19 protein-coding genes are annotated in these 21425 nt (G+C 71.1%); 3 read left to right on the top strand and 16 right to left on the bottom strand.

Features of this window, described 5'->3' with window-relative positions:
* From ACFWTE_RS09565 to msrA, 3 genes are all read right to left on the bottom strand, one after another.
* Positions 1-293: transposase (locus ACFWTE_RS09565; RefSeq protein WP_378778872.1), on the bottom strand; the 293-nt coding region annotated here is incomplete at its 3' end.
* Positions 294-362: 69 nt separating this feature from the next.
* Positions 363-530, bottom strand: a complete 168-nt coding sequence (locus tag ACFWTE_RS09560) for a hypothetical protein (RefSeq protein ID WP_378778871.1) — start codon at positions 528-530, stop codon at positions 363-365.
* 53 nt (positions 531-583) lie between these two features.
* Positions 584-1258, bottom strand: coding sequence for a peptide-methionine (S)-S-oxide reductase MsrA (gene msrA, locus ACFWTE_RS09555; RefSeq protein WP_378778870.1), 675 nt, complete (start codon positions 1256-1258; stop codon positions 584-586).
* A gap of 176 nt (positions 1259-1434) precedes the next feature.
* Between msrA and rarD the strand changes: the two genes are divergently transcribed.
* The 3 genes from rarD to ACFWTE_RS09540 all read left to right on the top strand — a co-directional run bounded on the left by rarD (position 1435) and on the right by ACFWTE_RS09540 (position 4971).
* Entirely contained in the window at positions 1435-2400 is a 966-nt protein-coding gene (gene rarD, locus ACFWTE_RS09550; RefSeq protein ID WP_378778869.1) for an EamA family transporter RarD, read from the top strand.
* A gap of 180 nt (positions 2401-2580) precedes the next feature.
* Positions 2581-3465: a flagellar associated protein gene (locus tag ACFWTE_RS09545; RefSeq protein ID WP_378778868.1), complete on the top strand. Its 885-nt coding sequence runs from the start codon at positions 2581-2583 to the stop codon at positions 3463-3465.
* Positions 3466-3672: 207 nt separating this feature from the next.
* On the top strand, positions 3673-4971 hold the full coding sequence (locus ACFWTE_RS09540) for a hypothetical protein (RefSeq protein WP_378778867.1): 1299 nt from the start codon (positions 3673-3675) through the stop codon (positions 4969-4971).
* Between the two features lie 172 nt (positions 4972-5143).
* On the opposite strand, the gene ACFWTE_RS09535 is transcribed toward ACFWTE_RS09540, so the two are convergent.
* The 13 genes from ACFWTE_RS09535 to ACFWTE_RS09475 form a co-directional block, all read right to left on the bottom strand.
* A complete protein-coding gene (locus ACFWTE_RS09535; RefSeq protein WP_378778866.1) occupies positions 5144-6148 on the bottom strand; it encodes a polyprenyl synthetase family protein in 1005 nt (334 codons plus the stop codon).
* A gap of 219 nt (positions 6149-6367) precedes the next feature.
* On the bottom strand, positions 6368-8008 hold the full coding sequence (gene nuoN, locus ACFWTE_RS09530; protein WP_378778874.1) for an NADH-quinone oxidoreductase subunit NuoN: 1641 nt from the start codon (positions 8006-8008) through the stop codon (positions 6368-6370).
* Between the two features lie 8 nt (positions 8009-8016).
* Positions 8017-9675 carry an NADH-quinone oxidoreductase subunit M gene (locus tag ACFWTE_RS09525; protein ID WP_378778865.1) on the bottom strand — a complete coding sequence of 553 codons (1659 nt, stop codon included), beginning with the start codon at positions 9673-9675 and terminating at the stop codon, positions 8017-8019.
* A gap of 3 nt (positions 9676-9678) precedes the next feature.
* Complete coding sequence (gene nuoL / locus ACFWTE_RS09520; RefSeq protein ID WP_378778864.1) at positions 9679-11622, bottom strand: NADH-quinone oxidoreductase subunit L; 1944 nt, start codon at positions 11620-11622, stop codon at positions 9679-9681.
* Between the two features lie 14 nt (positions 11623-11636).
* A complete protein-coding gene (gene nuoK / locus ACFWTE_RS09515; RefSeq protein WP_013156051.1) occupies positions 11637-11936 on the bottom strand; it encodes an NADH-quinone oxidoreductase subunit NuoK in 300 nt (99 codons plus the stop codon).
* Entirely contained in the window at positions 11924-12916 is a 993-nt protein-coding gene (locus ACFWTE_RS09510; protein WP_378778863.1) for an NADH-quinone oxidoreductase subunit J, read from the bottom strand. Before ACFWTE_RS09510 ends, nuoK begins: the two co-directional genes overlap by 13 nt.
* Entirely contained in the window at positions 12913-13464 is a 552-nt protein-coding gene (nuoI, locus tag ACFWTE_RS09505; protein WP_378778862.1) for an NADH-quinone oxidoreductase subunit NuoI, read from the bottom strand. Before nuoI ends, ACFWTE_RS09510 begins: the two co-directional genes overlap by 4 nt.
* Positions 13457-14824: an NADH-quinone oxidoreductase subunit NuoH gene (gene nuoH, locus ACFWTE_RS09500; protein WP_378778861.1), complete on the bottom strand. Its 1368-nt coding sequence runs from the start codon at positions 14822-14824 to the stop codon at positions 13457-13459. Before nuoH ends, nuoI begins: the two co-directional genes overlap by 8 nt.
* Positions 14821-17301 (bottom strand): NADH-quinone oxidoreductase subunit G, encoded by a 2481-nt coding sequence (locus ACFWTE_RS09495; RefSeq protein WP_378778860.1) that lies wholly within the window; start codon positions 17299-17301, stop codon positions 14821-14823. The genes nuoH and ACFWTE_RS09495 overlap by 4 nt, the downstream gene beginning before the upstream one ends.
* The gene (gene nuoF / locus ACFWTE_RS09490; RefSeq protein WP_378778859.1) at positions 17298-18617 is read right to left on the bottom strand and encodes an NADH-quinone oxidoreductase subunit NuoF; all 1320 of its coding nucleotides are present in this window, start codon (positions 18615-18617) and stop codon (positions 17298-17300) included. The genes ACFWTE_RS09495 and nuoF overlap by 4 nt, the downstream gene beginning before the upstream one ends.
* Positions 18614-19357, bottom strand: a complete 744-nt coding sequence (gene nuoE / locus ACFWTE_RS09485) for an NADH-quinone oxidoreductase subunit NuoE (protein WP_378778858.1) — start codon at positions 19355-19357, stop codon at positions 18614-18616. Before nuoE ends, nuoF begins: the two co-directional genes overlap by 4 nt.
* Positions 19354-20649, bottom strand: a complete 1296-nt coding sequence (locus ACFWTE_RS09480; protein ID WP_378778857.1) for an NADH-quinone oxidoreductase subunit D — start codon at positions 20647-20649, stop codon at positions 19354-19356. Before ACFWTE_RS09480 ends, nuoE begins: the two co-directional genes overlap by 4 nt.
* A 43-nt stretch (positions 20650-20692) precedes the next feature.
* The gene (locus ACFWTE_RS09475; protein ID WP_378778856.1) at positions 20693-21424 is read right to left on the bottom strand and encodes an NADH-quinone oxidoreductase subunit C; all 732 of its coding nucleotides are present in this window, start codon (positions 21422-21424) and stop codon (positions 20693-20695) included.
* Position 21425 lies beyond the last annotated feature (1 nt).

The raw sequence follows: 21425 nt of genomic DNA, 5'->3' as shown, positions 1-21425 counted from the left end.
AGGGCGCCCTCCTCCAAGGCCCCGCGGATCTGTTCCACCTGCTCATCGGTGAGCTTGCGGGGACGCCCCGTGGGCGGGCGGCGGCGCAGCGCCGCAGTTCCGCCCTGGTCCATCCGACGTTGCCAGCGCCGCACGCTCTCAGGTGTGACCCCGAGCATGTGGGCGATCTGGGCCTGGGAGTGGCCTTGGTCCAGGAGTTCGACCGCGCGCATGCGTCGGGCTTCGGCCACCTGGGGGCGGGTCAGCGGCGGGACGGCTTCTGCGGGGGTGTCGGGTTCAGCTCGGAGGGGCATACCGCCATGCTCACACGACCGAGCTTTTCCTGCCCACACAACTAACGAAAAACTCAGTAAGAGCTCATCTCAAAATCCATCAGCGTGCTTGGCCAGGTGCCTGTAGCAGATGAGGATGCAGGCGATGCCGAGCATGGCCAGGAAGGTGGAGGCCTTGCGCTCCCAGCGCACGTTCAACCTGCGGTAGGAGCCCAGCCGGGCGATGGCCCAACCATCGTTCGATGATGGCTGAGCCATCGCTCAGCCACCATTCGAGCGTGCGCGGGCGTACTCGCCCGCACTGCGCCGTACTACCCGGCCGCGCCGCCGGAGCCCACGACGCCGATCGGGCAGCTGGTGCCGGTGCCGCCGATGCCGCAGTACCCGTTGGGGTTCTTGGCGTCGGACAGGTACTGCTGGTGGTAGTCCTCGGCGAAGTAGAACGCCTTGAGCGGCGCGATCTCGGTGGTGATCGGGCCGTATCCGGCGGCGGTCAGCACCGGTTGGAAGCCGTCGCGGGTGGCCTCGGAGACGGCCCGCTGGGCCTCGTCGTGGTGGTAGACCGCCGAACGGTACTGGGTGCCGGCATCATTGCCCTGGCGCATCCCCTGGGTCGGGTCGTGGCCCTCCCAGAAGGCCTTGAGGATCTCGGCGTAGGTGATCCGCTGAGGATCGAACACCACCCGCACCACCTCGGTGTGCCCGGTCAGTCCGGAGCAGACCTCCTCGTAGGTGGGGTTGGGTGTGTACCCGCCCGCGTAACCGACGGCGGTGGTGATGATGCCGCGCTCCGCACCGAGCCGCCAGAAGATCCGCTCGGCTCCCCAGAAACAGCCCATCGCCACGTCGGCGATCTCGCTGCCCTCCGGATAGGGCGGGGTGAGCGGCGTGCCGAGCACGGCGTGCTCGACGTGTACCGGCATCGGGGCGTCCCTGCCGGGCAGGGCACGCGCTGGGTCGACCATGGTGGCTTTTCTCCCGAACATGACTCCAGGCTATCCGCGGTGCGAAATCGGCGCACTGCTCCGGTCCTACCTGTGGACGTCCCCGCTCCGGCGGGCGCGCCCCGGGGCCACCACCCGGGAACGTGCATCGCCTGCCAGGCCGGGAACCGCCGGATATGGGGCAGACACACCCAAGAATTCGTCCTACGATTGTGCTCGTGCCAGAAAACAATCGCGGCGTCGCCCTCGGGGCGGGTGCCTTCCTCCTCTGGGGCTTCGCGGCCCTCTACTGGCCCTTCCTCTCCGCCTCCGAGCCGAGCGAGATCCTCGCCCACCGCATGGTGTGGGCGCTGCTGGCGATGTGCGTGTTCCTCCTCCTCGCCCGCCGCGGCTGGGCCTGGCTCCCCGCCGTGCTCCGCAACCCCCGGCGCCTCCTCCCCGTCGCCGCCGCCGCGGTCCTGATCTCCCTCAACTGGTGGGGGTTCATCTACTCCGTCTCCGTCGAGCAGACCCTCCAGGCGTCCCTGGCGTACTTCATCAACCCGCTGATGTCGGTGTGCCTGGGCGTGCTGCTGTTCTCCGAGCGCCTGCGCACGGCCCAGTGGGTGGCGGTCGGCCTGGGCGTCCTCGCCGTGGTCGTGATGACCGTCGGCTACGGCGTGACGCCGTGGCTCGCCCTTCTCATGGCCTCCTCGTTCGCCGCGTACGGAGCGGTGAAGAAGTACGTCGACCTCGACGGGATGCAGAGCCTGACCGTCGAGACCCTGGTGATGTTCCTGCCCGCGCTGGGGTTCGTGGTCTACCTGGAGGCCACCGGCTCCGGTACGGCGCTCTCGGTGTCGCCCGCCCACACCGCGCTGCTGGTCGGCGGCGGGTTCGTGACCGCCCTGCCCCTGCTGCTCTTCGGCGTCGCCGCCCGCCAGGTGCCGCTGAGCGTCATCGGCATGCTCCAGTACATCGCCCCGACCATGATGTTCTTCATCGGCTGGCTGATCCAGGGCGAGGAGATGCCGCCGGCCCGCTGGATCGGCTTCGTCCTGGTCTGGTCGGCGCTGTGCCTGTTCGTGTTCGATCAGGTGCGGGGCGCCCGCTCCCGCTCGCGTGCACGCGCCAGGGCCCGGCAGGAGCTCGCGGAGCAGGAGAGGGAGCCCGAGGGGTGCGCCCGCCCGGAACACGAGGAATGACCTGAAACCCGGTTCCCGAGTTTCGGAGAACACAAACTACCCTGAGTGACGCTGTGCTAACGTCAGGTCGCGAGTCGGGGCGTCCCCGGCTCTGACCAGGCCGCACGTCCCGAAGGGTCCCCTATGCCCCGCACTTGCCGAAAGGTACGCGCCACGCGCGCCGCCTCGGCAGTGTGCGCCTTGACACCCTCCCTGCTCGGCCTGCCGCTCCTCGTCGGCGCGTTCCTGACCACCCTGTGGCTGTTCGGCGCCTCACCCGTCCACGCGGACGCCCTCACCGGCACCCTCACCGGCGCCGTCGCGGGGACCGTGGCGGGCACCCCCGCCGGGGCCGGGGCCTCGGAGAGCGCGGGGGCGGACACACAGGAGGAGACCGGGACGCGCGGGCCCGACCGCCCCGGCTCCCTCCGCGAAGTCGTCCCGCGCCAGATCACCGAACCGGTCGCCCAGACGCTCGGCACCGTCGGCCAGGGCCTCGGCCAGCACGTCGGCGGCGCTGACGAGACCACACTCCTGGGCGAGGCCGGCTGGCCGGTGGACGAGGTCCGCAAGGGGGCCCGCCGGGTCGTCGCGGACCTGGACCGGACCCGCCGGGACACCGCCCAGAACCTCCTGTCACCCGCCGTCGACAGCGCCACCGGGGTTCCGGCCGCCCCGACCTCCGAGGTCGGGGCCGACGCCGGGGTTCCCGCGACCGCCGACGACCGCCGGGAGCGGGACGGGCGCGAGGAAGCCCCGGCCGCCACGGCGGGGGACGCCCTCGCCGGCGACGCCCCGCCGTACTTCTTCGGCCCAGCCGCCGGGGACGCCGCCCAGGCCGCCGTCCCCGAGGAGGCCCAGGCCCCCGGCGGCACCGACGCACCCGCTGCGGCCGCCCCCTCGACCCAGGTGGCCACCGGCTCCGCCGCGCCCGCCGGCGGCTCCGCCCCGGCCCCGGGCGTCGCGGGCTACCTCACGGCGTCGCCGGTCACCGCGCCGGCTCCCCTCGCCGTCCTCCTGGCCTCGCGCTCGCTGCACCCCGTGCCGAGCGGACCCAGCGGCGACCCGACCTTCTCCCCCGACTAGGGCGGTTCCCCGGCGCGGTGTCCCCTCCCGCGCGCGGACCGTTCCCAGTTCGGCGTCACCGCCGCACCTCCTGGGGGCTGATCTGAGTCCCGTGCCGTCGTTCACGTGATTCATGTCAGCCGGTGGTCCACCTCCGGCTCCGGCCGTCGGCGCCCAGTGCGCCCGGCCTCCCCGAATGCAGTGATCAGAGCTTCCGGAAGGAATTCCATGACGCAGGCCACCCGAGTCTCAGCCAGGACCCTCATCCTCCTCGCGGGGACGGCGGGCTTCGTCGCCCTCGGAGCCGGGATCTCCGGCGCCGAGGGGCTCGACTCCACCGTCCACGCGGTCACGCCCATCGTCGAGCGGACCCTCGTGGAGGGCGTCGCCCCCACCGTCAACAGCCTGGCCCCCGGGGGTGTCGGCCCCATCGCGAACACCGCCCTGACCGAACTCCAGGACAGCGCTCACAACCCGGACCAGCCCGCCCCCGACCTCGCCGCGGTGGTGCCCCAGGGCCGGGACGTCGCCACGCCGCTCGGGAGCGTCCCCAACCCGACCCCCGCCCTCGCCGACACCGTGTCCGGCGTCCAGGACGCGACCGGTCTGGACGGGAACCCCCACGACACCGTCGGGCACACCGCGGGCGCCGCCGTCCAAAAGCACGCCGAGGGTGCCGGGGTGCTGTTGGAGGACACCGCGCGGGGTGCCGGGGCCAAGGCCGAGTCCACCGCCGTCGAGGTGCTGCCGCACACCGTGGAGGCCGTCTACGGGCTGCGCGAGGAGGTCGACCTGTCCCGGGCGGGCGACGTCGCCGCACTGCCCCAGGCCGCCGTACTGCCCGAGACCTCGGACCTGACCGCCCTGACCGGCGGCAACGGCCTCGCCCTCGACCAGATCGTGGACACGTCCGACCCGCTGGGCCAGGGCACCGTCCGGCAGAGCGCCGCCGCGCCCGCGATCCCGAACGTGTGGGACCTCGCCTACGCCTTCGGGCTGGAGACCCCCGGCGGTCTCCAGGACGTCGTCGAGTCCAACCCGGTCACCGACGACAACTTCGTCAGCCTCGGCGAGGAGGAGGTGCTGGGCGTGGTCGGCAACCGCAACCTCGCCGGGAACGTCACCGTCCCCCAGTCCGCCCCCGGGGCCCCCGGCCTGCGCGACCTGGCCGACGCCCTGTTCACCGGCGCCTCCTCCGAGGGCATGACCGCCCTCGGCCTGAGCGGCCCCCTGGCGGAGGCGGAACTGCCCCGTCTGCCCGGCACCGGTATCGGCCCGGTGGACGAGACCCTGCCCCAGACCGCGGGCATGGGCCTGCCCACCATCGCCGAGGGCGTGGAGACCGAGTCCGTGGAGGACCTCGTGGCGGGTCTGAGCCGGGGTACCGACCTGCTGAACGACCTGGACACCAGCGACCTGGTGTCCATCGAGGGGGGAACCGAGGAGCAGGAGGTCCCCTCGAACATGACCCAGCACCCGACCTTCACCGACATGCCCGGCTTCGAGGCGCTGCCGGTCCTCAGCTAGTGAGCTGATCCACACCGTTGCCGGTGTGGCGGGCGGGGCGGGCGCCTGCCCGTCGGGCCCCCGCAGCCGAAAGCCCCCTGTTCCCCGGGTGTCCGGAGGGCAGGGGGCTTCGCGTCGCCTGGGCGGGGCGGCCGGGCCGCTGTCGGGCCGGAACCGCCCACCGGGCCCGTGGTCAGCCGGAGCGCTCGACCACGTAGTCGCAGAGCGCCTCGAAGGCGTGTCTGGCCGGCCCCTCGGGGAGGGTGGCCAGCTCCTCGCGGGCCTTGTCGGCCCAGCCCCGCAGGGTGGCCTCGGCCTCGGCCATGGCCGGGTGGACGCGGAGCAGCTTGAGCGCCTCCTCCGCCTCCTCCTCGCTCAGCGGGCGGCCGAGGAGCGAACGGAGCCGCGTGTCGGCGGGGTCGTCCGAGCGGAGCGCGTAGAACATCGGCAGGGTGAGGACACCCTCGCGCAGGTCCGTACCGGGGGTCTTGCCCGAGTCGGTGCTCTCGCTCGCCACGTCCAGGATGTCGTCGGACAGTTGGAAGGCCATGCCGAGCGCGTCGCACGCCCGGGTGACGGTCCCGGTCGTCTCCGGGTCGACCTTGCCGAACATGCCGCCGAACTCCGCCGAGGACGCGATGAGCGAAGCGGTCTTGTCGCTGATGACCCGGAGGTAGTGGTCCAGCGGTTCGGTGCCCTCGCTGGGGCCGGAGGTCTCCAGGATCTGGCCCTGGACGAGTCGGCCGAAGGTGACCGCCTGCAACCGGACGGCCTCGGTGCCCAGGTCCGCGAGCATCTCGGAGGCCTTGGCGAACACGTAGTCGCCGGTGAGGATGGCGATGCTGTTGCCCCAGCGCTGGTTGGCGCTGGGCTTGCCCCGCCGCATGTCCGCCTCGTCCATGACGTCGTCGTGGTAGAGGGTGGCCACGTGGGTCAGCTCCACGACGGCCGCCGCGGGGATGAGGTCGGGGACCGTGGGGTCGCCGAAGTGGGCTGCGAGGAGTACGAGGGTCGCCCGGAAGCGCTTGCCGCCCGCCTCCAGCAGGTGGGAGGCCGCCTCGGCCAGCAGGGGGTCACTGGACGCGACAGACTCCCTGAGCAGGTCCTCGACCTTCTCGAGGTTGTCCTGAACCTCACGGGCGAGGGTCGGGTCGACTCTCGGCAGAGCGAGAAACCCGCTCGGGACAGCACCGCTCACCGTAAAGCTCCACCTGTTGAACGGGCACGCCGGCGGCCTCTCGGAGAAGCCCTCGGAAGGGAGGCCCAGGAGGCCGCCGCGTGCTCAGCACATGAACATGATCCGACTTGCCACGGTATCCGACCCGGAATGCTCAACCAAAGCCACACCCGGGTACAGGAAGGCAGGATCCGGATCACCCTGGTCGTACGGGTGACCCGGATCGCTGACCGGTGACGGCTACCTGTCGGTGTCCGTGGAGGCCTGGTCCACCATCACGGCGACCGGTTCGGGGCCGGTCTCCGAGGACGGCAGCAGGTTGTCCAGTACCGGCCCGGGGTACAGGCCGAGGAGCAGCGTCGCCGCCACCCCGATCGTGATGACACCGCCCGTGGCCGCGCCCGCGCGCACCACGGTGGGGCCGTCGCCCTCCGGATCCCGGAAGAACATCACAACGATGATCCGCACGTAGAAGAACGCGGTGACCGCGCTGCTCAGGACGCCCACGACCACCAGGGGCGTCGCCCCGGCCGCGACCGCTGCCTCGAACACAGCGAACTTGCCGATGAAACCGCTGGTCAGCGGGATTCCGGCGAAGGCCAGCAGGAACAGGGTGAGGGCCCCGGCGAGCGCCGGCGAACGGCGTCCGAGTCCGGCCCACCGGTCCAGGTCGCCGAGTTCCTGACCGCCGTCCTTGGTGCGCACCAGGGTGACCACCGCGAACGCGCCCAGTGTCGTGAACCCGTAGGCCGCCAGGTAGAACATGGCGCCCGCGAGCCCGTCGGTGCTGTTGGCCACGACCGCCGTCAGGATGAACCCGGCGTGCACGACCGACGAGTACGCCAGCAGGCGTTTGATGTCCCGCTGGGTGACGGCGATGATCGCGGCGGCGACCATCGTCAGTACCGCGACCGCCCACAGCATGGGCTCCCAGCTGGCCGACGAGGTGCCGAACGGCACGAAGAACACCCGCAGCAGGGCGCCGAACGCGGCGACGAGCGTGCAGGAGGCCATCAGCGCCGTGATGGGCGTCGGGGCGCCCTGGTAGACGTCGGGCTTCCAGTTGTGGAAGGGTACGGCGCCGACCTTGAAGAGCAGCCCGATGGCGACCAGGCCGATACCCATGAGCAGGAGCGGTTCGCCGTTGCCGCCCTCTCCCTGGAAGATGTCGGCCCCGCCGGCCTCCACGGCCTCGCGGATGGTGCCGAAGTTCACCGATCCGGCGTAGCCGTAGACGAGGGCGATACCGAACAGGAAGAACGCCGACGAGAACGCGCCGAGCAGGAAGTACTTGACCGCGGCTTCCTGGGAGAACAGGCGCCGCCGCCGCGCGAGCCCGCACAGCAGGTACAGCGGGAGGCTCATGACCTCCAGGGCGATGAACATCGTCAGGAAGTCGTTCGCGGCGGGGAACATGAGCATTCCCAGCACGGCGAACATGACCAGCGGGTACACCTCGGTGTGCTGGGAGCCCGCCATGATGTGCGCGCGCTCCTCCTCGCTCCCGGGGACCGTGGCGGCCTGGGCGGCGAACGCGTCCCGGCCGTCCCGGTTCTCGGCGATGAGCAGCAGGCTGATCAGTGCGAGCACGGTGATGGTGCCCTGGAAGAAGATCACCGTGCGGTCCACGGCGAGCACCCCGGCGGCGACCGTCACCCCCGCCTGGTCGTCGGGGAGCGTGCCGATCTGGAGCAGGAGCAGCACGAACGTGGCCAGCAGCGCGAGCGCCGCCAGTCCGATCTGGAGGCCGCGCCTGCGCCTGCCCGGCACGAAGGCCTCGAACAGCACGCCCAGGACGCCCGCGGCGAACAGCGTGAGCAGCGGGGCGAGCAGCCACCAGTCGATCTCCGGCGGTCCCTCGGTGATGACGGGGAGGTCCATGTAGGGGATCACTCCTCGCCTCCTTCCTCAGAGGCCCCGTCCGCCCCGGCGCCCGCGGTGTCGGCGGTTCCGACCTCGACGGTGCGCTCGACGGCGGGGTTGATCACGTTGAGCAGGGGCTGGGGGTAGAGGCCGAACGCGATGATCAGCGCGAGCAGCGGGCCGACCGCCCACATCTCGCGCGGGGACAGGTCGCGCAGCCCGGACAACCGGGCCGGGGTCTGGCCGGTCATGGTCCGCTGGTACATCCACAGGATGTAGAGCGCGGCCAGGACGACGCCGGACGCGGCGATGATCGCCGGGACGGGGTTGAACGCGTAGACCCCGACGAACACCAGGAACTCGCTGACGAACGGTGCCAGGCCGGGCAGCGCCAGGCCCGCGAGTCCGGCGATCAGGAACACCCCGGCGAGCTTGGGCGCGACCTTCTGGACGCCGCCGTAGTCCTCGATGAGCGACGATCCGCGCCGCGCGACGAGGAAGCCCACGACGAGGAACAGCGCTCCGGTCGCGAACCCGTGGTTGACCATGTAGAGGGCGGCACCGGCCTGCGCCTGGGGCGTCAGGGCGAAGATGCCCAGGGTGATGAACCCGAAGTGCGACACCGAGGTGTACGCGATCAGGCGCATCATGTCGCTCTGCCCGATGGCGAGGATCGCACCGTAGACGATGCTCACCAGGCTCAGCCCGACCACCGGCCACACGAACCACGAGACGGCGGACGGGAACAGCTCCAGGCAGTAGCGGAGCATGCCGTAGGTGCCGACCTTGTCGAGCACGCCGACGAGCAGCACGGCGGTGCCGGGGCGCGAGGCGCCGGCCGCCGACGGCAGCCAGGTGTGCACGGGCCACATCGGCGCCTTGATGGCGAAGGCGATGAAGAACCCGAGGAACAGCCACCGCGCGGTGGCCGGGTCGACCGCCGCGAGGGCGCTGCCCTCCCCGACGAGGTCGGTCCACAGGAAGCTTCCGCCGATGACGTACACGCCGATCACCGCGACCAGCATGATCAGCCCGCCGGCGAGGCTGTACAGCAGGAACTTGACGGCGGCCTTCGCCCTCTCCTCACCGCGCCCGTACCGGCCGATCATGAAGTAGACCGGGATGAGCATGGCCTCGAAGAACACGTAGAACAGGAAGACGTCGGTGGCGGCGAAGACACCGATCATCATGGCTTCGAGCACCAGGATGAGCGCGAAGTAGCCGCGTCCGCCGTCCTCCCTGTCCTCGTTCTCGTTCCAGGCGGCGAGGATGACGAGCGGTACCAGGACCGCCGACATCAGGATCAGCGTCAGCGCGATCCCGTCGACGCCCAGCGCGAAGTGGACGCCGAAGCGCGGGATCCAGGGGTACACCTCCTCGAACTGGAGGCCGCCCGCGGCGGACGTGTCGAACCTCAGCGCCATGGCGGCGAGGACGACGAGGGTGAGCACCGAGAAGCCCAGCGCGATCCGCTTGGCGGTCTCGGCGGAGGACCCGGCGGCCCCCGTGGCGGTCGGGGCCTTGGTGGCCGTGGCCGTGGCGGCCCCGGCCTGGGCCGTGGCCTGCGCGGAGGCGGAGGCCTCCGTGGAGGCCGCGGCCTGTGTCGTCTTCACGCGCGGCAGCGCCCAGATGAGGGCCGCGCCGATCACGGGAAGCGCGATCGCGATAGTGAGCCAGGGGATCATTGTCTAGAACCTCACAGCCAGCGTCGCGGCGACGATGACGGCGCCGAGGAGCATGGTGAGCGCGTACGTCCGGGCGAAGCCGGTCTGCGTCCTGCCCAATCCGCGGGAGGAGTCGCGCACGCCCGTGCCGAGCCCGTTGACCACGCCGTCGATGATCTTGTCCTCGACCACGACCAGGGTCCGGGTGAGGACCTGGCCGGGCCGCATCAGCAGGCCTTCGTTGATCTGGTTTCCGTACAGCTCCTCACGCGCGAAGGCGGTGACGAGGTTGGCCTTCGGCGCGGTCTTCGCCACCGGCTTGCGCAGGTAGAGGGCCCAGGCGAGCGCCACACCCGCCACCATCACGGCCAGGGCCGCGATCCCGTAGGGGGCGGTGAACGCGTGCGCCACGTCGAAGTGGTGCGGGTGGGCCCCGATGGTGGGGGCCAGGAAGTTCGCGAACCGGTCGCCGAGGGTCATGAACCCGCCCAGGGCGACGGAGCCGATCGCGAGCACCACCATGGGAGCGGTCATGCTGACGGGCGACTCGTGCGGGTGCACGCCCTCCTCCCATCGCTTCTCGCCGAAGAAGGTCATGAAGACCATCCGCGACATGTAGAAGGCGGTGAGCCCGGCGCCGACGATGACGGCGGTGCCGAGGACCATGCCCTGCGTGCCGCCGACGCCGAAGGCCGCGGAGATGATGCTCTCCTTGGTCCACCAGCCGGACAGCAGCGGGAACCCGATGATGGCCAGGTAGCCGAGGCCGAAGGTCGCGAACGTGATCGGCATGGCTTTGCGGAGCGCGCCGTACCGGCGCATGTCCACGCCGTCGTTCATGGCGTGCATGACCGATCCGGCGCCGAGGAACAGCCCGGCCTTGAAGAAGCCGTGCGTGACCAGGTGGGCGATGGCGGCCACGTAGCCGACGGGGCCGAGCCCCGCGGCGAGGACCATCATGCCGATCTGGCTCATCGTGGACCCGGCGAGGGACTTCTTGATGTCGTCCTTGGCCGAGGCGATGATCCCGCCCGCGATCATCGTCGCGGCGCCCACGACGGTGACGACCGTCTGGGCCACGGGCGCGCCCTCGAAGACGGGACCGGCGCGCACGATCAGGTACACGCCGGCGGTGACCATGGTGGCCGCGTGGATGAGCGCGGACACCGGGGTGGGGCCCTCCATGGCGTCCAGGAGCCAGGCCTGGAGGGGGAGCTGCGCGGACTTGCCGCAGGCGCCGAGGAGCAGCAGCAGCCCGACCGCGAGGAGGACGCCGTCGCTCGCGCCGGGCACGGCCGCGAACACGTCGCTGAAGCTGACCGCGCCCAGGGCCGTGAACATGATCATGATGGCGACCAGCAGGCCGATGTCGCCGACCCGGTTGATCAGGAACGCCTTCTTGGCGGCGGTGGCCGCGGAGGGCTTGTACTGCCAGAACCCGATGAGCAGGTAGGACGCGAGTCCGACACCCTCCCAGCCGAGGAACAGCAGGACGAAGTTGTCCGCGAGCACCAGCACGAGCATGGCGGCGACGAACAGGTTGAGGTAGGCGAAGAACCGCCGCTTACCGGGGTCCTCGGACATGTAGCCGAGGGAGTAGACGTGGATGAGGGAGCCGACGAAGGTGATCAGCAAGGCGAAGCTGATCGAGAGGGGGTCGACCAGCAGGTCCACCCCGGCGGAGAGGTCGCCGACGGCGAACCACTGGTACACGGGGACGGCGACGCTGCGGGCGTCGGCGCTTCGGCCCAGGAGGTCGAACAGGGCCAGGGCCGCCCAGGCGAAGGCGGCGACAGGGAGGGCCGTGGCCAGCCAGGGCCCCCACTTGTCGGTTCGCCTTCCGCCGAGCAGCAGGATCGCCGCGCCCGCGAGCGGCAGGGCGATCAGCAGCCAGGCGTTCGACAGCACCGCGCTGTCGGCGGCGGTCGCCACCGCGGGTTCGGCGGCGAGGTATGCGTGAGATGTCACTGCCACGTCGCCTTCTAGTGCTTGAGCAGGTTCGCGTCATCGAGCGACGCGGACCTGCGGGTTCGGAAGATCTGCATGATGATCGCGAGGCCGACCACCACCTCGGCGGCGGCGACGACCATCACGAAGAACGCGATGACCTGGCCCTCGATGTCCCCGTGCATCCGGGCGAACGCGACGAACGCCAGGTTGCAGGCGTTGAGCATGAGCTCCACGCACATGAAGACGATGATCGCGTTGCGCCGGACGAGCACGCCGACGGCGCCGATGGTGAACAGCAGCGCCGCGAGGACGATGTAGTTCATCGGGTCCACGAGGACTCGACCTCCTGCCCGTTGCCGTTGCTGGTCTCGGTGCCGTCCGGGTCACCGTCGGGGTCTTCGGCGGTGGGGCCGCCGGGGTCCTCCCCGGTACCGGAGACGGGCTCGCCCTCCTTGGAGCCGGCGGAGTCCGACGCCGCTCCGGGCAGCGCGGGGCGGCCGGAGCGGACGTCTGCGGGGACCCGCGCCTGGTACTCGGGGTCCCGGGCGGTGAGCACCGGGTTGAGGGAGAGCTGGGAGACCGTGCCGTCGGGCAGCAGCGCGGGCATGTCGATCGCGTTGTGCCGGGCGTAGGTGCCGGGTCCGGGCAGCGGGGTCGGGTGGTCGCCGCGGATGCGGTCCTCGGAGATCTCCCGCTGGGTGCGCCGCTTCTTCGTGCGTGCGGTGTGCGCGAGCACCATGGCGCCGAGGACGGCGGTGATGAGCAGCGCGCCGGTGGCCTCGAAGGCGACCACGTAGCGCAGGAGCAGTTCACCCGCGATCCACGGGATGGTGCCACCGGCCGCCGCGGCGCCCGCGGCGAGCCCCACCGGGTCGCCCACGGAGATGCGGGTGATGCCGGTGGCGAGCGCGCCGACGAAGGCGAGCGCGACGACGGCGGTCATGATCCGCTGTCCGCTGAGCGTCTCCACGAGGGAGTCGGCCGAGCTGACGCCGATGAGCATCAGCACGAACAGGAACAGCATCAGGACCGCGCCGGTGTAGACGACGATCTGGACGACCATCAGGAACGGCGCCGCGTTGATGCCGTAGAAGATGGCGAGGCCGACCATGGTCAGCGCCATGGACATGGCCGAGTGGACGGCCTTGCGCGAGAAGACCACGCCGAGGGCGCCGAGGAGGACGACCGCGCCGAGGATCCAGAACGCGGAGGCCTCGCCGCCGGCGATGGGCGCGGCGAGGTACAGCGGGGCGTCCACGGGTGTGTCGAGCGGGACCGTGATGCCGTGGTGGGTGTCGGAGAGCGGGTTCAACGGACCCCCTCCGCAGACTCCGCCGCGGTGCCCTGCGTCCCGTGCTGGCCGCGCCCGGTGGCGTAGTAGTCCTGTTCGGTCTCGCCGAGGCGCATCGGGTGGGGCGGCTGCTCCATGCCCTCCTTGAGGGGGGCCAGCAGCTGCTCCTTCGTCCAGATCAGGCTCTGCCTGCTGGTGTCGGCCAGCTCGTACTCGTTGGTCATCGTGAGGGCGCGCGTGGGGCACGCCTCCACGCACAGCCCGCACAGGATGCAGCGCAGGTAGTTGATCTGGTAGATGCGGCCGTAGCGCTCGCCGGGCGAGTACCGGTCGTCGTCGCTGTTGTCACCGGCCTCCACGTAGATGGCGTCGGCCGGGCAGGCCCAGGCGCACAGTTCGCACCCGATGCACTTCTCCAGGCCGTCGGCCCACCTGTTCAGCTGGTGACGGCCGTGGAAGCGCGGCGCCGTGGGGCGCTTGACCTCCGGGTATTCGACCGTCGGCACCTTCTTGAACATGGTGTGGAAGGTGACGCCGAATCCTTTGACGGGGTTGAGCCACTCAAGCACCGGAAACCTCCTCACCCTTCTTGTTGCGTTCGGCGGCGACCGGGGCCGTCCGCGGCGGTTCGGCGAGCACGCTGCTGCCGTAGTGCGGGGCGGTGCCGGGTGGCACCGGGAACCCGCCGAAGGCGGGCTCCTTGCGTGCGCGGCGCTGGTTCTCGGCGCGCAGGCGGGCCTCCTCGGCGCGTTCGCGTCGGACGAAGCGCGCCCAGGCGGCGAACGCGGCGATCGTGGCGGCGGAGAACCCGACGACCACGAGGCCGATGACGATCGGCGACGCGTTGTCCAGGACGAGCATCCGGACGACGGCGACGGCGGTGATCCACACCAGCTGGATGGGGATGAGCACCTTCCAGCCGAGCTTCATCAGCTGGTCGTAGCGGACCCGGGGGAGGCTGCCGCGCGCCCAGATGAACAGGAACATGACGCAGAGGAACTTGAGCAGCCACCACAGGGCGGGCCACCAGCCCTCGTTGGCCCCGGGCAGGAACGCGGTCACCCCGGGCGGGGCGAGCCAGCCGCCGAGGAAGAGCGTGACGGACACGGCCGCGACCGTGCACATGTTCACGTACTCCGCGAGGAAGAACATCGTGAACTTCATGGACCCGTACTCGGTCATGAAGCCGCCGACGATCTCGCCCTCGCCCTCCGCGAGGTCGAAGGGGAGCCGGTTGGTCTCGCCGACCATCGTCACCAGGTAGATGAGGAAGGACGGCAGGAGCAGCACGGCGAACCAGAGGCCGCGCTGGGCCTCGACGATCCCCGACGTGGTGAGGGTGCCGGACATGATGAAGACCGCGACGAAGGACAGGCCCATCGCGATCTCGTAGCTGATCACCTGGGCGGAGGCGCGCAGGCCGCCGAGCAGGGCGTACGGCGACTGGGAGGCCCAGCCGCCGAGCACGAACCCGTACACGCCGAGCGCCGCGGTGGCCAGGACGACCAGGGCGGCGATGGGCAGGTCGGTGAGCTGGAGCGGGGTGGTGACCCCGAACATGTTCACCTCGGGCCCGATCGGGATGACCGAGAACGCGATGAACGCGGGCACGGCCGCGATCACCGGCGCGGCGATGTAGACGAACCGGTCCACCCCGCGCGGGATCAGGTCCTCCTTGAGGGAGAGCTTGATGCCGTCGAACAGGGACTGGAGGAGGCCGAAGGGGCCCATCCGGTTGGGTCCGTGGCGCTGCTGCATCCGGCCCATGACCTTGCGGTCGGCCATGATCATCATCAGCACGCAGACCATCAGGAAGACGAAGATCGCCACGGCCTTGATCGTGGTGATCCACCACGGGTCGTTGCCGAAGGCGCCCAGGGTCTCCTCCGAGGCGAGCTGGACGACGCCCGTCTGGAGAGCGGGGCTCACTGCTGCCTCCCGGCGGTGTGGTGGGACGCGCCCAGGGAGCTGGGAGCGGACAGGAGGACCGTGTCGCCGGCGCCGCTGCCGAGGTCGCGGCGGACGTCGCAGCCGCGGGCGTTGGCGGGGAGCCAGACGACGCGGTCGGCGATGTCGGTGACGACGGCCGGAACGGTGACGGAGCCGTCGGCGCCGGTGACGCGGAGCGTCCCGCCGTCGGGGACGCCGATCTCCTCCGCGGTGGTCCTGGACAGGTAGGCGCGGGGCGGCCTGGCGGTTCCGGCGAGGAACGGCTCGCCGTCCTCCATGCGCCCGGTGCCGAGCAGCTGCCGCCAGGTGGACAGGACGGCCTGTCCGGCCTCGGGCTCGGGCACGGGGACCGGCCGGGCGGAGGGCCCGCTCTGCCGGTTCCCCGCCCACAGGCCCAGTTCGAGCAGCTCGCGGTAGGCCGAGCCGGCGTCGGGAAGGCCGAGGTGGACGTCCATACCGTCCGCGATCGCGGAGAGGATCCGCAGGTCGGAGAGGGCGCCGGGGACCTTGAGCGCGTCGCCGAAGGGCCGGTGGCGGCCCTCCCAGTTGACGAAGGTGCCGGACTTCTCCGAGACGGCGGCGACGGGGAGGACCACGTCGGCGCGGTCGGTGACGTCGCTGGCGCGCAGTTCGAGGCTGACGATGAACGGCACCCTGGCCAGGGCCGCGCGGGCGGCGCCGGGGTCGGGCAGGTCGTCCAGGTCGACCCCGGCGATGACCAGGGCGTCGAGTTCACCGGCGGCGGCGGCCGCGATGATCGCCGCGGTGTCGCGGCCGGGCCGTTCGGGCAGGGACCCGACGTTCCAGGCGCGGGCGACCTCGGCGCGTGCGGCGGGGTCGGCGGCGGGGCGGCCTCCGGGCAGCAGGCCCGGCAGCGCTCCGGCGTCGACGGCGCCGCGCTCCCCGGCGCGGCGCGGGACCCAGACGAGCCGGGCTCCGGTGCGCCGGGACAGGGCTGCGGCGGCGGTGAGCGCGCCGGGGACGGCGGCGAGCCGCTCCCCGGCGACGATGACCGCGCCCTCCTGGCCGAGGGCCTCCACGACCGCGGGGTGGTCGACGTCGAGGGCGTTGAGGACGCGCCCCTCGTCGCCGGGCACGGTGCGCACGAGTGTGCCCTCGGTCTTGGTGAGCCCCAGGCTGGCGTGCGAGGCGACCGAGTAGACCTTCAGCCCGCGCTTGCGGGAGCCCTTGCGCAGGCGCAGGAACGTGGAGGGCGACTCGTCCTCCGGTTCGAACCCGACCAGGAGCACGGCGGGCGCCTTCTCCAGGGCGGTGAAGTCCACGCCGACGGGGGTGCCCGCGACGTGGGCGGCCAGGAACGCGGACTCCTCCTCGGAGTGGTCGCGGGCGCGCATGTCCACGTCGTTGGTGCCGAGGGCGACCCGCGCGAACTTGGCGTAGGCGTAGGCGTCCTCGTAGGTGAGCCGGCCTCCGGTGAGGACGCCGACCCGGCCGCGGGCGGCGGCCAGGCCCTGCCCGGCGAGGGTGATCGCCTCGGACCAGGAGGCGAACTCCAGGGCCTTGGACTCCTCGTCGCGGACGAGCGGGCGGGTGAGGCGGTCGGGCTGGGTGGCGTAGGTGAACGCCCACCGGCCCTTGTCGCAGTTCCACTCCTCGTTGACCTGCGGGTCGTCGCCGGCCAGACGGCGGGTGACCTTGCCGCGCCGGTGGTCGGTGCGCTGGGCGCAGCCCCCGGCGCAGTGCTCGCACACGCTGGGGGTGGACACCAGGTCGAAGGGGCGGGACCGGAACCTGTACGCGGATCCGGTCAGAGCGCCCACCGGGCAGATCTGCACGGTGTTGCCGCTGAAGTAGGAGTTGAAGGCCTCGCCGTCGGCGATGCCGACCTGCTCCTGGGCGCCGCGCTCCATCAGCTCGATGAGCGGGTCCCCGGCGATCTGCGCGGCGAACCGGGTGCAGCGGGCGCACTGGATGCAGCGCTCCCGGTCGAGCAGCACGCCGGTGGACAGCGGGATCGGTTTGGGGAAGGTGCGCTTGATGTCGACGAAGCGCGTCTCGCCCTGCCCGGTGGACATGGCCTGGTTCTGGAGGGGGCACTCGCCGCCCTTGTCGCAGACCGGGCAGTCCAGCGGGTGGTTGATGAGCAGGAACTCCATGATTCCGCGCTGGGCCTTCTCGGCCACGGCGGAGGTGAGGTGGGTGTTGACCACCATCCCCTCCATGACCGTGATGGTGCAGGAGGCCTGCGGCTTGGGCATGCCGCGCCCGTTGCCCATGTCGGGGATCTCGACCAGGCACTGGCGGCAGGCGCCGACCGGGTCGAGGAGCGGGTGGTCGCAGAACCTCGGGATCTGGATGCCGAGGAGTTCGGCGGCCCGGATCAGGAGGGTGCCCTTGGGCACCTGGATCTGGAAGCCGTCGATGGTGACGGTGATCAGGTCCTCGGGGGGCGGCGCTGGCGCCGATCCGCCGGAGGAGTTGGAGGTGACGGTCACTGGTTCCCTCCCGTCGTGGCCGGGCGGTCGCCCCACAGGGTGGACTTGGCGTGGTCGAACGGGCAGCCGCCCTGTTCGACGTGGTCGATGTACTCCTGGCGGAAGTGCTTGATCGACGACATGACGGGGCTGGTCGCTCCGTCGCCGAGGGCGCAGAACGAGCGGCCGAGCAGGTTGTCGCAGATGTCGAGGAGTTTGTCGAGGTCGGCCTCGGTCCCCTCGCCGCGCTCGATGCGGTCCAGGACCTGCACCATCCAGTAGTTGCCCTCGCGGCACGGCGTGCACTTGCCGCAGGACTCGTGCGCGTAGAAGGCGATCCACCGGCCGACGGCGCGGACCACGCAGGTGGTCTCGTCGAAGACCTGGAGCGCGCGGGTGCCGAGCATGGACCCGGCGGCCCCGACCGACTCGAAGTCGAGCGGGATGTCCAGGTGCTCGTCGGTGAAGATGGGCGTGGAGGAGCCGCCGGGGGTCCAGAACTTGATCCGGTGCCCGGCGCGGACGCCGCCCGCCATGTCGAGGAGTTCGCGCAGGGTGATCCCGAGCGGCGCCTCGTACTGGCCGGGTGTGGTGACGTGCCCGGACAGGGAGAAGAAGCCGAACCCGGCGGACTTCTCGGTGCCCATGGACGTGAACCACTCGGCGCCGTTGCTGACGATGCCGGGGACGCTGGCGATGGACTCGACGTTGTTGACCACGGTGGGCGAGGCGTAGAGCCCGGCGACCGCGGGGAAGGGCGGCTTGAGCCGGGGCTGGCCCCGGTAGCCCTCCAGGGAGTCCAGGAGGGCCGTCTCCTCACCGCAGATGTAGGCGCCCGCGCCGGCGTGGACGACGACGTCGAGGTCGAAGCCGCTGCCGAGGATGTCGCGGCCGAGCAGCCCGGCCTCGTAGGCGTCGGCGACGGCCTTGCGCAGGCGGCGGATGACGTGGACGACCTCGCCGCGCACGTAGATGAAGGCCTGGCGGGACTTGATCGCGTACGAGGCGATCGCCACGCCCTCCACCAGCACGTGCGGGTTGGCGAGCATGAGCGGGATGTCCTTGCAGGTACCCGGCTCGGACTCGTCGGCGTTGACGACGAGGTAGCGCGGGTTGGGGTTGTCCTTGGGCAGGAACCCCCACTTCATCCCGGTGGGGAACCCGGCGCCGCCACGGCCGCGCAGGCCGGACTGCTTGACCAGGTCCACGATGGCGTCGGGTTCCATGGCCAGGGCCTTGCGCAGCGCCTCGTAGCCGCCGGTGGCCTTGTAGCCGTCGAGGGTGAAGGAGTCGGTGCGGTCCCAGTTCTGGGACAGGATCGGGGTCAGGGTGGTCATGTGGCGCCCTCCTCACCCTGGTCGCGGGTGGGAAGGTTGGCCGGGTCGGGCGCGGTCCAGCCGTTGCGCCGGGCCACGTCGAGTCCGGCGAGCGAGGCGCCCGCCGCCTGGACGCCCTCGCCGGCGCGTCCGTCGTCGAACCCGGCGAGCACCCGGGAGGCCTGCTTCCAGGTGCACAGGCTCGCGGGGCCGCGCGTGGGGGCGACGTCGTTGCCGAGCCGCAGGTCGTCGACGAGCTGCCTGGCGGTGTCGGGGGTCTGGTTGTCGAAGAACTCCCAGTTGACCATCACGACCGGGGCGAAGTCGCAGGCCGCGTTGCACTCCAGGTGCTCCAGCGTGACCTTGCCGTCGTCGGTCGTCCCGTTGTGGCCGACCCCGAGGTGCTCCTTGAGGGACGCGAAGATCTCGTCCCCGCCCATGACGGCGCACAGGGTGTTGGTGCACACGCCCACCTGGTAGTCGCCGCCGGGGCCGCGGCGGTACATGGTGTAGAACGTGGCGACCGCGTTGACCTCGGCGAGGGTGATGCCGAGCTGGTCGGCGCAGAAGCGCATACCGGCCGTGCTCACGTGCCCCTCCTCGGACTGCACCAGGTGCAGCAGGGGGAGCAGCGCGGAGCGCTGCCTGGGGTAGCGGGCGATGATCTCCTTGGCGTCCGGTTCCAGACGGGCCGTGACCTCGTCGGGGAACCGTTCGCGGACGACCTCCGCGCCCTCTGGTGTGGTGTCGTTCTGGTTCACCGGTCCACGCCTCCCATCACCGGGTCGATACTGGCCACGGCCGCGATGACGTCCGCCACCGTGCCGCCCTCGCACATGGCGGCGACGGCCTGGAGGTGCGTGAACGAGGGGTCGCGGAAGTGCACGCGGTGGGGGCGGGTGCCCCCGTCGCTGACCGCGTAGCAGCCGAGTTCGCCCTTGGCGCTCTCGACGGCCGCGTAGGCCTGACCGGCGGGCACCCGGAAGCCCTCGGTGACCAGCTTGAAGTGGTGGATGAGGGCTTCCATGGAGCCGCTCATGATGTGCGCGATGTGGTCGGGCGAGTTGCCCATCCCGTCGGGGCCGAGCGCCAGTTTGGCGGGCCAGCCGATCTTGGCGTCCTGGATCATCACCGGGCCGGGCTGGAGCTTGTCCAGGCACTGCTCGATGATCTTCAGGCTCTCCTCCATCTCGGCGATGCGCACCCGGTAGCGGGCGTACACGTCGCCGCCGTCGGAGACGGGGATGTCGAACTCGTAGCCCTCGTAGCCGCAGTAGGGCTTGGCCTTGCGCAGGTCGAAGGCGAGTCCGGAGGCGCGCGCCAGCGGCCCGGTGACGCCGAGCGCCATGCAGCCGGGCAGGTTGAGGTAGGCGACGTCCTTGGTGCGGGCGAGGTAGACGGGGTTCTCGTCCAGGAGCTTGCGCATGGTCTGGATGCGCTTGGGCATCTCCTTGAGCAGTTCCCGGATCTGGCCGACCGAACCGGGCGGCAGGTCCTGGGCCACGCCACCGGGCCGGACGTAGGCGTGGTTCATCCTCAGGCCGGTGACCAGCTCGAAGATGTCCAGGATCATCTCGCGCTCACGGAACCCGTTGGTCATGACCGTGGTCGCGCCGAGCTCCATGCCGAACGTCGCCATCGCCACGAAGTGGGAGGCCATCCGGTTGAGCTCCATCATCATCACGCGGATGACGCTGGCGCGCTCGGGGATGCGCTCGGTGACGCCGAGCAGCTTCTCGACCGCCAGACAGTACGCCGTCTCGTTGAAGAGCGGCGTCAGGTAGTCCATGCGGGTGACGAACGTGGTGCCCTGCGTCCACGTCCGGTACTCCATGTTCTTCTCGATACCGGTGTGCAGGTAGCCGATAGCGACGCGCGCCTCGGTACAGGTCTCACCGTCGAGGGTCAGGATCAGGCGGAGCACGCCGTGGGTGGACGGGTGCTGGGGGCCCATGTTGACGACGAGGCGTTCGGCGCTGGTGGCCTGCGCCTTCTCGATGACGTCGTCCCAGTCCCCGCCGGAGGCGTCGATGTAGTCCTCGGTGACGGTCATGCCGGGCCTCCCTTCGTGGCGGAGTGGCTGTGGATGCTCGTGGTCACGTGTAGGACCTCCGCTCGTCCGGCGGGGGCACGGTGGCTCCCCGGTACTCGACGGGGATGCCGCCCAGCGGGTAGTCCTTGCGCTGGGGGTGGCCGTGCCAGTCGTCGGGCATCTGGATGCGGGTCAGCGAGGGGTGGCCGTCGAAGACGATGCCGAAGAAGTCCCAGGCCTCGCGCTCGTGCCAGTCGTTGGTCGGGTAGACCGACACGATCGAGGGCACGTGCGGGTCGGCGTCGGGGCAGGTGGTCTCGACCCGGATCTCGCTGTTGTGGCTGATGGAGCGGAAGTGGTAGACCGCGTGCAGTTCCCGGCCGGTGTCGTCGGGGTAGTGCACGCCTGCCACCCCCGTGCACAGCTCGTAGCGCAGGGCCGGCTCGTCGCGCAGGACGCGCACCAGTTCCAGGAGGGCCTCGCGGCGTACGTGGAAGGTGAGTTCTCCGTACGCGACCTCGACGCGCTCGACCGCCCCGGCGTCGTCGCCCAGGGCCGCCTCCAGGTCGTCGGCCACCCGGTCGAAGTCCGCGGTGCGGGGGTCGTCGGGGTCGGTGAAGGGGCGCCGGCTGCTCTCGGGAGCGCTCCCCCTGACCAGGAGGCCCCCGAACCCGGAGGTGTCGCCCCCGGTGGAGCCGCCGAACATACCGGTCCGCTTGACCGGGGCGGCCAGCCGCTCGCGGCCCTGCCGCTCGGGCAGGTTGGCGGCTTCCTCGTTGCGCTCTTTCTCGCTCATG

It is taken from the genome of Nocardiopsis sp. NPDC058631, assembly GCF_042716955.1.
Lineage (GTDB): Bacteria > Actinomycetota > Actinomycetes > Streptosporangiales > Streptosporangiaceae > Nocardiopsis.
This window is presented reverse-complemented; position numbering and strand designations above follow the sequence as displayed.

What these genes read in the sequence shown, in the direction of transcription:
- msrA (WP_378778870.1), bottom strand. Translation starts at nt 1,258, where the DNA reads ATGTTCGGGAGAAAAGCCACCATGGTCGACCCAGCGCGTGCCCTGCCC.
- ACFWTE_RS09540 (WP_378778867.1), top strand. Translation starts at nt 3,673, where the DNA reads ATGACGCAGGCCACCCGAGTCTCAGCCAGGACCCTCATCCTCCTCGCG.
- ACFWTE_RS09475 (WP_378778856.1), bottom strand. Translation starts at nt 21,424, where the DNA reads ATGAGCGAGAAAGAGCGCAACGAGGAAGCCGCCAACCTGCCCGAGCGG.
- ACFWTE_RS09480 (WP_378778857.1), bottom strand. Translation starts at nt 20,649, where the DNA reads ATGACCGTCACCGAGGACTACATCGACGCCTCCGGCGGGGACTGGGAC.
- nuoN (WP_378778874.1), bottom strand. Translation starts at nt 8,008, where the DNA reads ATGGACCTCCCCGTCATCACCGAGGGACCGCCGGAGATCGACTGGTGG.
- nuoF (WP_378778859.1), bottom strand. Translation starts at nt 18,617, where the DNA reads ATGACCACCCTGACCCCGATCCTGTCCCAGAACTGGGACCGCACCGAC.
- ACFWTE_RS09525 (WP_378778865.1), bottom strand. Translation starts at nt 9,675, where the DNA reads ATGATCCCCTGGCTCACTATCGCGATCGCGCTTCCCGTGATCGGCGCG.
- ACFWTE_RS09560 (WP_378778871.1), bottom strand. Translation starts at nt 530, where the DNA reads ATGGCTCAGCCATCATCGAACGATGGTTGGGCCATCGCCCGGCTGGGC.